This window comes from Lysinibacillus sp. PWR01 (assembly GCF_043359455.1).
GTDB classification, from domain to species: Bacteria; Bacillota; Bacilli; order Bacillales_A; family Planococcaceae; genus Lysinibacillus; species Lysinibacillus fusiformis_F.
This window is the reverse complement of sequence record NZ_JBHERJ010000067.1, coordinates 99,617-111,486: the sequence shown is the minus strand read 5'-3', so window position 1 is coordinate 111,486 and position 11,870 is coordinate 99,617. Positions and strand designations below refer to the sequence as shown.

The 11,870-nt window shown below is 34.1% G+C and carries 10 protein-coding genes and 2 pseudogenes; 6 read left to right on the top strand and 6 right to left on the bottom strand.

The genetic code is table 11. From position 1 onward, the window contains the following. Positions 1-174: 174 nt before the first annotated feature. The 3 genes and pseudogenes from ACEVFT_RS13795 to ACEVFT_RS13785 form a co-directional block, all read left to right on the top strand. A pseudogene (locus ACEVFT_RS13795) lies at positions 175-255 on the top strand (helix-turn-helix domain-containing protein); the annotation flags it as partial. A 40-nt stretch (positions 256-295) separates the two neighbouring features. Then, positions 296-424: pseudogene (locus ACEVFT_RS13790) on the top strand (alpha/beta fold hydrolase); the annotation flags it as partial. Between the two features lie 175 nt (positions 425-599). Next, positions 600-755 (top strand): hypothetical protein, encoded by a 156-nt coding sequence (locus tag ACEVFT_RS13785; RefSeq protein WP_393950369.1) that lies wholly within the window; start codon positions 600-602, stop codon positions 753-755. Between the two features lie 471 nt (positions 756-1,226). Here the strand turns inward: ACEVFT_RS13785 and ACEVFT_RS13780 are convergent, their stop codons facing one another. The 6 genes from ACEVFT_RS13780 to ACEVFT_RS13755 form a co-directional block, all read right to left on the bottom strand. Next, positions 1,227-2,390: a site-specific integrase gene (locus ACEVFT_RS13780; protein ID WP_393950367.1), complete on the bottom strand. Its 1,164-nt coding sequence runs from the start codon at positions 2,388-2,390 to the stop codon at positions 1,227-1,229. Between the two features lie 289 nt (positions 2,391-2,679). Next, a complete protein-coding gene (locus tag ACEVFT_RS13775; protein ID WP_048390905.1) occupies positions 2,680-3,858 on the bottom strand; it encodes a tyrosine-type recombinase/integrase in 1,179 nt (392 codons plus the stop codon). A 79-nt stretch (positions 3,859-3,937) separates the two neighbouring features. Then, positions 3,938-4,123, bottom strand: coding sequence for a helix-turn-helix domain-containing protein (locus ACEVFT_RS13770; protein ID WP_258860346.1), 186 nt, complete (start codon positions 4,121-4,123; stop codon positions 3,938-3,940). Positions 4,124-4,212: 89 nt separating this feature from the next. After that, positions 4,213-5,910, bottom strand: coding sequence for a YfjI family protein (locus ACEVFT_RS13765; RefSeq protein ID WP_393950364.1), 1,698 nt, complete (start codon positions 5,908-5,910; stop codon positions 4,213-4,215). A 409-nt stretch (positions 5,911-6,319) separates the two neighbouring features. Then, positions 6,320-6,736 (bottom strand): hypothetical protein, encoded by a 417-nt coding sequence (locus tag ACEVFT_RS13760; protein ID WP_393950362.1) that lies wholly within the window; start codon positions 6,734-6,736, stop codon positions 6,320-6,322. Between the two features lie 22 nt (positions 6,737-6,758). Next, entirely contained in the window at positions 6,759-6,971 is a 213-nt protein-coding gene (locus ACEVFT_RS13755; protein WP_393950360.1) for a competence protein CoiA family protein, read from the bottom strand. 141 nt (positions 6,972-7,112) lie between these two features. Between ACEVFT_RS13755 and ACEVFT_RS13750 the strand changes: the two genes are divergently transcribed. From ACEVFT_RS13750 to brxC, 3 genes are read left to right on the top strand one after another with little or no spacing between them, the layout of a single operon-like run. Then, positions 7,113-7,724, top strand: a complete 612-nt coding sequence (locus ACEVFT_RS13750; protein ID WP_393950358.1) for a BrxA family protein — start codon at positions 7,113-7,115, stop codon at positions 7,722-7,724. Beyond that, positions 7,711-8,253 carry a BREX protein BrxB domain-containing protein gene (locus ACEVFT_RS13745; protein WP_393950356.1) on the top strand — a complete coding sequence of 181 codons (543 nt, stop codon included), beginning with the start codon at positions 7,711-7,713 and terminating at the stop codon, positions 8,251-8,253. Before ACEVFT_RS13750 ends, ACEVFT_RS13745 begins: the two co-directional genes overlap by 14 nt. A gap of 12 nt (positions 8,254-8,265) precedes the next feature. Then, the gene (gene brxC / locus ACEVFT_RS13740) at positions 8,266-11,856 is read left to right on the top strand and encodes a BREX system P-loop protein BrxC (RefSeq protein ID WP_393950354.1); all 3,591 of its coding nucleotides are present in this window, start codon (positions 8,266-8,268) and stop codon (positions 11,854-11,856) included. Positions 11,857-11,870: the final 14 nt, after the last annotated feature.

Below are 11,870 nucleotides of genomic sequence, written 5' to 3'. Positions count from 1 at the left end.
TATAGAAATGGGAAAATGCATCGTTTCAAACAGCTTGTGAGGAAGCAGTATACTTTTTCTTTCAGATATCGAACAACTGAAATTCAAAAATAAATTTTTAAGCAATAAATCGAGGTTTAAAAAAAGTACGCCGAATAGGAGAGGAAGTGATTGGACAAGTGATTGTTGAGATAATTGAAATTAAAAGAACAAGTAACGATTAAACAACTATGTACAATATTGAATGTCCCTCAATCTACGTATTATAGATGGCGTCAGGAATCCAAACGGATTCAAGGGGCGTCCATCCAATGCTTATTTATCTCTATTAAACCAATTGAAAATAGAAAGGGTTCATGTAATTGCAATATCTTCGGGAGGACCAAGTGGAATCATTTTCGCATCACAATATCCAGAACGTGTAAGAAGCCTTAATCTACAATCGGGCGATTCTTGAATTCCACACTTTAATATAGGCTTGTTTAATTTTATTATGTATAGCATTATATAGTGGTAGATCGGTAGCAACTTCATTCTATTATATAGAGAAAAATAGTAACAATATTTTTTATTTATACGAAGAACTTTTAGGTAATGGTCAAACAACTGCCAAAAGAATTTTGCAATTTAATTCTATTGGGAAATTAAATGAACTTTGGGGAAAAAATGATGTAAGTGATTTATATAATATTGCAATTCATGAATATGGAAATCATAAATTGTGGATTCAAGAAAATAAAGAATTAAAAGAAGAGATTCTATATATAAAAAGATAGAAAGTGTTCTCGCTTGGAGATTTCTTTCTATTTGAAATCTAAATAATCTACAAAATTCTGTATCGTCTCCGACTTAATCTTCTTAGTCATGTGAATGTAAATGTTCATCGTCATATGTTAGGTAGTGGGTGTTTGATACTCATACGAGAAGATGTATTAGGGTGTTTGATAGGCAATAAAAAGAAGCTAGTTTCCCTGTATGGAGATTTATAATATGGTGTTGACACGTCTGGCTATAATCTGGCTAATAATAATTTAAAGTGCTTGAAAACGTTGATATGACTAGGTTTATAAGCAATTAGTTCAAATCCCCGCCGTCTCCATACAGTGAAATTTACTGAATTTCATGGAGTGTCATAAATGTTGATATATCAACGTTTATGGCGCTTTTTTATTGCCTTTGAGTTGTACTGAATAGGATTGAATCCTTATTAAAAACCTTATTAACCTTTGTTAATCCTTTGTTAGGAATTAATCGGATTCATTGTTTAAAAAGGCTGTAAATTTATTAATAGTACCTTCTTTCGTTTTTCGCGTAACATGGGCATAAATTTCTAATGTTGTTTTCACATCGTTATGGCCTAAACGATACTGAACTTCTTTAATCGAGGCACCCGCTTCGAATAACAACGAGCAATGTGTGTGACGTAGTCCGTGTGTCGTAATATGCACCAAACTGTGTTTTACAAGGAAGTCTGAAAGCCATTGTACAGTTTTATTAGGGTCTTGAAGAACGTTGTAAATATTAGAGAACACTAATTGTTGCTTCTTATTAGTGTTAATCCCTTTCTCAGCAAAAATCTTTTCTTGCTCACTTCGCCATAATTTTAAAATCTCAATGGTTTCTTCATCAATTTTGATTGTTCGAGGTTTACCATTTTTTGTTGGTCCAAGATAAAGCCCTTTCTCGCCACGTTTCACTGCTTTAGTAATTCGAACATCAAAAGTATCAAAGTCGATATCCTTCCATTTTAAAGCGAAAATTTCCCCTTTACGCATTCCAGAGAAAGCGAGCAAACGAAAAACAGCTCGCTTTTTAATATTAGGGTCTTCTTGTAAAAGGGTTAAGAACTGTACAAGCTCCTCACGCGAATAAAAATTTTCAAACTCTTCATCGTCCTCATCAATTGAAATTTTTGCTTTGATAATAGGCATTTCGATTAATTCAAAAGGGTTATTATCAATGATGCCATGTTTCATAGCGTACTTCATAACAAGAGCTGCATAGTTCTTCACCATTTTGAAGCGCTTTAGTTTTTTGGCCCATTGGTTTACATGCTTTTGACAGATTGCGGCATCAATATTAGCAATTCGATATGATCCGAAGGCAGTTAAAATGTGATTGCTGAAAATACGTTTAGTTTTTAGTAGGGTGCTATCCTCTACTGTATTTTCATATTGTTCTAACCATAATTCATAGACCTCTTGATACGTGTCTTTAGAAACTTTTCCGAAAGTACCATTTTTAATTTCTTGTTGCAACTCATAATAAGCCTCTTTAGCTTCTTTCTTTGTTTTAAAGCCGCTACGAGTAGTTGTTTTTTCCTTGCCTGTTAATGAATCTGTGCCAATATAAATGTGGAATTTATATCGGAGTTCATTAGTTTTTAGTTTGTAACTTTTAATATTAACCATATGTTCCTCCTGTTTCGTGCTTACGGAGACAAAGAGGTTGTAGTAACTAGTACTACAGTTTCAGTTTATGTGATAGGCGACGCTTTAGCAAATAAGACATTGTAAGACAACAAAAAACGCAATAGAGTTTTGATGCTCTATTGCGTATTAAATAAATATTTATTCGATTAGATATCGGGAGGTGCAGAGTGGAAAGTCATCGAATGAGAATTCCTTAGAGGCACTCTTCGTAACATTTTAAGTCCGGTATTTTCTTTTAAATTTCATTTTTCATCTGTTTTCCTCCTGATTAATTGATATCAAATTCTTTATAGTAATCAAGTAAACATTGTAAAGTATTTTGTTTTATTTTATTTGTAGCATGCGAATAAAACATATGAGTCGTATTCTCCTTTTTTGAATGTCCTACACGATCCTTAATACCAAAAAAGTCTGCTTCGGCTTCAAGAAGGTGTGTCACGTGGGTATGGCGTAAACCATGAACTGTAACATACTTGATATTAGCTTTATCAATAGCTTCAGTTAGATAGTCATTTGGAGAACTTGTTTTTAAATATTTATTGACTGTGTTATTGAAAATTATCTGTTCGTTATCCGATTTACGAGGTAGACCCAATTGCTTCAACTGTCTAAATTGTAACTCTTCCCATGTTTTCAACATCTCTAAGGTTGTAGGGTCTAAAGGAATAATATGACTAATTTTCCCTTTGGTAAGACCAACATTTTTACCCCTGTTATGTTTTGAATAGGAGTAAGCTGAATGAATCGAAAGTTGTCCGTTATCAAAATCTACATCAGACCAGGTTAAAACCAATAATTCGCCTTTACGCATCCCTGTATACATAAGAAGACGTAATAAACATTGTTTTTTATAATCTAGTTCGGGTAAAACTTGAAGTAATTTTTTGAAATCTGCTACTTCGATGTAATTACCGTTTTGAGTATGAGGTACTTCCTTTGGAATTCGTGCAAACTTGAAAGGATTTTTATGAATATCTCCGAGACGAAACGCTGTTTCCATAACATCTGAAGCATAGTTAACAATGTGATGAAAATACTTCAGTTTTTTTGAAAGTCCGATAGCAAATTGCTCGCACATTGCGACATTAATTTTTGCTAATTTCTTTTCGCCGAAGAACGGTAAAATATGATTTTTAAAATAACCCTCTGTTTTAGAGTAAGTACTCATTGTAATTCCTGATACTTTATATGCTTCGTCCCAAAATACATAAGCATCTTTAAACGTCTTTAACATATTTGAGGGATTTAGCCCGTTACTAAATTCAAATTTTAGCTTTTCAATTGCTCGCTCCGCTTGTTTTACAGTTTTAAATTTACTTCGGGTTACGATTTTTTCTTTACCTGTTAAAGGATCAACGCCAAGGTATACGGTAAAACGAAATACTGTTGTTCCATCCTTTAATTGATATGATTTAATTTGTGGGTATTTTTTTGAAATATTTAGCATGTTATATATCCTCCTCGATTGAATTTTATTTAATTGAAGAGATTAGTTTTGCGAAGTAATTCCCCTCAAATCTCTAGTTTTAAAAGCTATTTTGTTTCATAAATTCATCTAATGCTGATTTTGATACACGTCGAATACGACCGATCTCTGCTACCTCTAATCCCTTTGCACGAAAAGACATTAGCGTTTTGTAAGATACATTTAAATACTCAGCAGCGGTTTTTAAATTCATCCATTCTTCATTTTCTAATTCACGTGGTTGCATTGAATTTCCTACCTTTCTCTAATCTAGCTTTGTTGTTTAAAAGCTGGAAATATAATAACAGCCGTTTTTTCATATTCGAATAGCTACTGTTAATTTTTTTTATCTTTGTTTACAAAAGGTGATAAGATAATAAATTCTTTTCGTCCTGATTTACCACCTAAGTCAAAATGGATAAAACCACGCTCTTCTAAAATTTTTAATGATAGGTTAAACGTTGGGGCAGTAGTAAAAATCTTTTTTGTCTTTTGCCATAAATCTTGCTTAGAAACTTTACGCTGTTTCTTTTCTTCTGTTAGTAGTTCTAACTTACCTAGTAAATATTGAGCCATATCGTTCGATTCTTTGCTAAACATGATGCCATAAGCGTTAATAATTTGGGAATCAAAATATTCCTTTAACTTTAGTGCTGCCTTTAAAGTTTTTACTTCAATTGTTGTAGGAATATCTGATTTGTCCTTTGCAATGTCGGTGTGTTTAGCAACATGTAATAAACCTGTAATTCGTAATAAATTACCGATAATTTTCCCACCCCAACTTTTTAAAGAGTCACAATATAGTTGTTCTGGTAAAAATAATGTCTCCACATGGTGTTCAAATTTCTTCAGGACATCGTATGATTCCGAGGAAAGTTCAAGTGCAACTGAATCTTTACCTTCGAAACTTAGTAGTTTAGAAATTAAATTGTTATATAAATATTTAGTTTCTGAATCTACTGGTTTAGCATTGTACACATCTCGTTTACCTAATAAATCTTCAGGCATAGAGATTAAAAAACGAGGAATTAAGCCTCGATCAATGATTTTCTGAGGCATATCCTGAATAACGGTCGGCTGGGCTGAGATGCAAATTGTTACTAAAGGTTCTTCTATTCGTTCAGTATCTCTTGAGATTCGGTCAGTTCGCAGGGAGTCACCCGAATAACCCTTTAAATACACATCTAGTTTACTTGCTTCAAATTTAATAGATGATTTTAACCGTTCAAATAAATCTCCTTCTGAAGAGGCAATCGCAATACGTTCAGAATTTTGGGAAATCCTAGATACTATTACTTCTTCAGTTGAGTTATCTAAAATGAGAGTTGGAGCTGGCTTTGGTTTTAATTTTTCTCTTAAGGTCCACAAATTTTCCAAATCGTCTAGTGGCTCAGTATCACCTGATTTTGCATATTCATTTTCAAGTTTATCTATACGCCTATTTAGTAAAGATAGATGTTTTTCATTCTTTTTCTGCACTTCTTGATGCGATTTAATAAGATTCGATTCATAATCGAATAAAGGTCCCATCATTAATCCAAAAACAGCCGACTTACGATTTGATGCTTGTAATAGCACGGCTGTGTATGTGTTTAAAGGTTCTTTCCATCCTTTGATTGGTTCAACGTGAAACTTTTTTTGTAAAACAGTTGATAGTACACCAATTAAACAAATTGCAGCAAGATCTACTGGGGTCTGTGTAAAGCGACTTACTGCTAAAACCATATTTTTTAAAGTATTAGGAAAAATATTAACGTCAAATTGCTTTAGAGATGATTCTTCAAATGTTATGGGTGGTTGCCATTCAAACCCATACTCATCTAGGCTATTAATACTTTCGTACAACTCTTTATACAATTTAATACTTGATTGTTGTCCGTCGCTTTGAACATTAGGTGGCTTTTCCTTAGCATGTTTTTTTTCACTTTTAATATCTAGTTCTAATTTAGCTTCAGCTAATTTTAGTTTAGAAAAATCGTCTTCTACTTCTTGATCTTCTTGTTCGAATTCATTACATTCCAGATTGTTTTGCATATCGAATTTTCCTCCGTTATTACTAATTTCATGCCTAGGTACCTAAAGATAAAAAAAATGCATTAATAGCAACCCTTCCGGATAGGGTGCTGTTGAATCCTAGAAGGACTAAAAAGGCTTGTCCTACTAAAATTTGAAGTATTCTACCATGGCTTTTTAAGTATTCGAATAGCTTTGATCTTTTTTTTTGATTATTTTCGAAAATAAATGCCAATGAATTGTTTCAAATCTGCAAATCATTATATCTTTAGACTTTTTAATTCTTATAGGTCTAAAGAACCTTTTGAAGGTTGTAAAATAGTTTTGTAATTAGCAATGAAAAAAGCAAAAAAGGGTCACCCGTTAGGACAACCCTTTTCGCTCTTTGATATATGATTTGGTTTCAATTGAGGAAAAACAAATTTTGCATTTAATTATTAGAAAGGAAGGCTTTCATTACTAGTTCACGCTTTTTATCCTTATCTGATTTTACATAGTTACTTTGACTATATCTTTCTAAATACGTTTGCTGGTTTTCAATAGCTTGTTTTCTGTTTTCTTCCACCGCTGACTTAGCTAAAAGAGCCTTTTCTTCAAGTTGGCGTTCAAAAGCTTCCTTTGCCTGTAAAAAATGTTCAGCGTATTTTGATTGATTATTAATTTCGATGTCTAGGTCCGCTAGGCTAAGATTTTCATCGTTTATTTTAAATGCTTGAGAAAATGTTAGTTTATAAGGCATTGCGAAGAAGTGTGCTTTCGGCGGTAAAGTATTTGGATGTTCTAAAACATGAAAAGCTTCAATAGAAATGGCTTCATTAGCCGGCGTGATATACATTATACTTTTCACGTTTAAGTCTGTTTTAGGTAACTTAAGTACCGCCTGTAGGTCCTCTAATTCCCCTAGTTGTTTTAAAAAATCCTGCCAATGAATATCCGCTTTTTACATATAATTGCGCTTTGCAGTATGGGCAAATAAACGTACCTTTTTTGGAAATTTGCTTATGATTATCGATTTCAGGTGCGGGCAAATTTTGCGGGATTATATAAAGTCTATCATCGTTTGTATGCCAAGCTTCTCTCATAATAGAACCTCCTGTAAAATGGTATTTATAAGTTATACGAGTAACTATATTGAAGGTTTCACTATTTGGAATATAAATCAATTACCCATTTGTATAGGCAATCGTTATACTTATAGTAAGAATAAAAATGGAGGTCATAATATGGAATACTCTGCGGGAATTACAAGTGAACGTTGGTACCAGCAAGATATTGAGTATGTTTTAGCCTTATTAGAACAAGGATTGAATCGAGATGAGATTCGAGAAATTGTATTAAATGAAAATCCATTTTTAGTGAAAAGTGAGTCTGCACTTCAGAAAAGGTTTCAGTTGGCTTTTAAAAGAGCAATGAGCCTGTCTGATGAACTAAGAAGCCTCTATTTACAAGGAACTAAATACGATCAAAAAGCTTTGATTTTATATACATTTTTAAAAACGTATCGTTACGCCTATGAAAGTTTCTATGAATTAATTGTCTATCGTTATCAGCAGAAAAATAAACAATTAACTTTAGCGCATATGAATTTCTACATGGAAGAAAAAGAGCAGCAATCTGATAAAATTGCGAGTTGGCATATTGTTTCTAAGAAAAAGATTAACAATACGCTTCTATTATTATACAGGACGAGTGGTATAATTGACCTAAATGAAGATGTGTATATAATTGCACCCTTGCATGTGAGTCCACAGTTAAAAGAATACGCTTTAAAAAAGGATAGCTTATTGGCGGCAATGATTACGTTAGAGGTAGGTGGAAATGATGACGATTTATAAACGTTTAGAGCAATTAGAAGCACGCATTCATCAGGAGGGCTTTACTAAGCCTACTGGTATTGGCAGTGAAATCCCGCACTTTGTATTTGATTATCCAGCAGAAGACGAGCTAATCGTCCGTACATATACAGAAGGACTATTAAAGCGTACGCCATTGAATATTAAAGAAATCAACTTATTTGAATTCTTGCTTGCGTTATTTGAAGACGATTTAGAGGAACTTATTGAATTAGCTGAAGAAGAAGGATACGAAGAACTTTCACAAGCGATTCAAACTGTACTTGAAGATCGTACACTATTAGTAGATAGCTTTATTGAAAAAGCAGAGGATGCAGAGCTAATCTTTATCACAGGGGTAGGCACAGTTCATCCGTTTATAAGATCTAGCCATTTATTAAAGAAACTATCGAACCATGCATTTAGGACGCCATTAGTACTTTTTTATCCAGGCCATTTTACAGGTCTTGATTTACGTTTATATAATCAATTCCGTCATGAAGACGAATATCAAATTACACGAATTTCATAGGGAGTGCTTTAAATGATCATTAAAGATATTTTTAAAGAAGATATTAATCGTCCCATTAATGGTGTTGTACAAGCCGGACAAACAGACGAAGAAACAATTCACACAGAGTTAAAGGAATACGTTGTCACAGATGAGATTTTAAATAGCTTAAAAGATTTTTATAAAAACTATGAAGATGTTTATAAAGTACCTACAAAAGACGTGGGTGTTTGGATATCGGGTTTCTTTGGTTCAGGTAAATCTCACTTTTTAAAAATCCTTTCTTATTTATTAGACAATAAAGAAATTAAAGGTCGTCCACCATTCCAATGTTTTGAGGACAAAATTACTGATGAAACATTATTAGCGGCGATGCGTCGAATCGGTGCTAAAGAGTCTGATGCACTATTATTCAATGTTGGCTCTGAGGCAAGTACAAATGCGACGCGTGGCAGTAAAGAAAGTATAATTGAAATCATTTTACGTATTTTCAATGAGCATGTAGGCTATTCAACAACACTTTGGGTGGCGGATTTTGAACGCCAATTAGAGCGTGAAGGAAAGTACCTTGCTTTCACGAATAAAATTGAAGAACTGTACGGAGAAACGTGGCAAGACTATCGTTTAAAATTCCGTATGCGTTTCGGGAAAATGATTGCGGCATTAACTGCGATTGGCTATGACGAAGCATCGGCTGATTTTATGGTACGCAATGCGCAAAAGGAATTTAGCATTTCAGCGAAAGAGCTAGGGAAACTAATCGCGGAATATTGCGAATCAAAAGGTTCAGATTACCGTTTAGTATTCCTAATCGATGAAGTAGGTCAATACATCGGTATGGATAACAATTTAATGTTGGACTTACAAAACGCAGTGGAAGAAATCGGTGCTGCAACAAACGGACAAGCTTGGATTGCAATAACGTCACAAGAAAGCATTAAATCAGTGGCAAATGTAGTTGATACAACGAGCTTCTCGAAAATTCAAGGCCGCTTCAAAACACGTATTAATCTATCAAGTTCCAATACAGATGAAGTATTAAAGCGTCGTTTACTCGAAAAGTCGGAAACGGCTACAAAAACATTAGAAACGATGTATGAGCCGAATGAGCAATTAATTCGCAACCGCTTATCTTTTGATAAAGAGAAAACACAATATCGTTCAGCGTACCGAACAACAGATGAGTTTGTGGCCATATATCCGTTCGTTCCGTATCAAGTAGAACTATTACAAGCTGTACTAGAGAAAATCGGTATTCACGGTGAAGGAAGTTCATATGCATCGCGTGGGGAACGTTCATTACTGAAATCGTTCCAAGATGCAGCGATTAAGCATATTGATGATGAGCTTGGCACATTAGTAACGATGGCAGAATTTTACCCAACAATTCGTCAGCATTTAGAGTCAACGATTGTACAAACGATTACGAAAGCAGAAAGCCGAGCTACTAATAACGAGGGTCTGTACGTAGCTGATGTTGATATTTTAAAAGTTCTTTACTTAATTAAAGGAATCGACCATATTCAAGCTACACCAAGTAATATCGCGGCTCTCCTTTTAACACGCATAGATGCTGAACAAAATGAAACAGCGATTAAAGAGTCGTTAAACCGTTTAGAGCAAACGATGTTCATTGAAAAGCATGCGGACGGTACGTATTCATTCCTTTCTGATGAGGAACAAGAAATTAATAGTGAGATTCGAAATGTAGATGTGAATGCGAGTACCATTAAGGCGAACTTAGCAGAGACATTTTTCTCTGAAATGTACAATAAAGCGAAATTTACAAATAGCAAAGGCTTTATTTTTGAATACAATAAACGCTTTGATAACTATTCAAAATCGAATATGAAATATCCGTTAACGATGCAAGTTATTACAGGCTCTATGTCACTAGCAGAAGCGGCTTTGCAATCTGTTGAAGGACAAATGGTTGTCTACTTAAACGAAGAGCTAGTGGCAGAGGCGGAAGAAGCGATTCGTTTATCGGAGCAAATTCGACGTTATGTATCTGCAAAGCGTAACCCAAGTACAACACAAGCGCAGCACCGCATTTACGATACAAAATTAGCAAGTGTCGATGATTATGATAAAAAAGCAAAAGAATTATTAGCAAAAGCGTGTGAATCAGCAACGTTTTATATTCAAATGCAGGAGCGAACATTCCGTGGTAGCTTTGAAAAGCAAGTAAATGATGCATTTGAAATGCTCGTACAAAACACTTATAAATACTTAGAATATATCGATGAGCCAATCCCTATGAAGAATGTGACGGTTGAATGGAAACGTATATATGAACAAGGAATTCAGCAAGATTTGCTAAATACAACAGGGAATATTAGAGCTTATAATGAAGTGCTTCGTTATTTAGAAGAGCTGATTCGTTTACATCAAAAGCCATCGTTAAAAGAGGTACTAGATAAATATAGCCAAGTGCCATATGGTTGGACAGAAATTGATACAATTGGAATTTTGTTAGCGTTAATACATGATAGTAAATTGAAATTTACGATTACAGATGAACTATTTAGCCCAACTATTGCAACGGACTTTTATACAAAATTAAACCGTGCAACAGATCGCGATAAAATCCGCGTCGTGCCTGAAATCGAAGTTAATCCGGAAGTAAGACGGAACTTCATTCGTATATATAAAAAATTCTTCGGTCGATTAGATTGCGGTGACTCTTATCAAGAATTTGCAGACGCTTTAACTGCGGAAATGCATAAAAATTTTGGGGAACCACTTCAAAATATTACAGATCGTTATCAGCAAGGGAATTCGTCACAATATCCGTATCCTGAATATACAAAAGTAGTGTCAATTTCAAATGATATAAAACGCTTAATGCAAATTCGTGACCCTGAACAGTTAGTGAAGGCTTTCATCGACGCTGAGGGTGAATTAATTGATGCACAGGAAGAGCTAGATGATTTAATAGGATTTTATTTAAATGCACCAATTAAACGATTTGACGAAGCTGTACAGTATTTAAAAAATATTCAAAATGACTTAAATCATACACAATCAGATCAAGTGAAACTACTAAAGAAGCAACTTACGGATATTTTAGTAAAAATAGAGCCATATGATGATATCCATTTAACTCCGCGGATTATTGAAAAGTTACAGAAGGCAATTCAGCAGGAAGTGGTTGAACATAAGCAGGCAGTTAGTACACAAATTACACAGCTTGAGCAAAAATTAACTGAGCTTAAAGAATACTATTCAAATAACGAAGAGGTAAGTAAATTAATTGCTGAAAGGATGCTTCGATTTACGAATATACAGCAACAACTCTTAGCAGCGGATAGTTTAATTATGATTCAACTGAAATTAAGTGAGCTTCGAGATGTGACAGCACAAATTCAACAAGCGGCGAAACAAAAAGAAGATGAATTGCTTCGTGTAGTGAAGAAGCCAGTTGTAGACACACCACCTGGGGCTACACCACCGCCAGTTGTAAGGGAAAAAAGTATGAAGGTCATTTCATCGCAGATGTTGCGAGATATGTTAGTAAAAACAGAAATCCAAACACAGTCAGAATTAGATGATTTATTAGCAGAGCTAAAACAGCAGCTATTAAAAGAGTTAAAAGACAACACGTTAAAATTTGAATTATAAAAAGGAGGGGGATT

What these genes read in the sequence shown, in the direction of transcription:
- ACEVFT_RS13780 (WP_393950367.1), bottom strand. Translation starts at nt 2,390, where the DNA reads ATGGTTAATATTAAAAGTTACAAACTAAAAACTAATGAACTCCGATAT.
- ACEVFT_RS13775 (WP_048390905.1), bottom strand. Translation starts at nt 3,858, where the DNA reads ATGCTAAATATTTCAAAAAAATACCCACAAATTAAATCATATCAATTA.
- ACEVFT_RS13770 (WP_258860346.1), bottom strand. Translation starts at nt 4,123, where the DNA reads ATGCAACCACGTGAATTAGAAAATGAAGAATGGATGAATTTAAAAACC.
- ACEVFT_RS13765 (WP_393950364.1), bottom strand. Translation starts at nt 5,910, where the DNA reads ATGCAAAACAATCTGGAATGTAATGAATTCGAACAAGAAGATCAAGAA.
- ACEVFT_RS13755 (WP_393950360.1), bottom strand. Translation starts at nt 6,971, where the DNA reads ATGAGAGAAGCTTGGCATACAAACGATGATAGACTTTATATAATCCCG.
- ACEVFT_RS13750 (WP_393950358.1), top strand. Translation starts at nt 7,113, where the DNA reads ATGGAATACTCTGCGGGAATTACAAGTGAACGTTGGTACCAGCAAGAT.
- ACEVFT_RS13745 (WP_393950356.1), top strand. Translation starts at nt 7,711, where the DNA reads ATGACGATTTATAAACGTTTAGAGCAATTAGAAGCACGCATTCATCAG.
- brxC (WP_393950354.1), top strand. Translation starts at nt 8,266, where the DNA reads ATGATCATTAAAGATATTTTTAAAGAAGATATTAATCGTCCCATTAAT.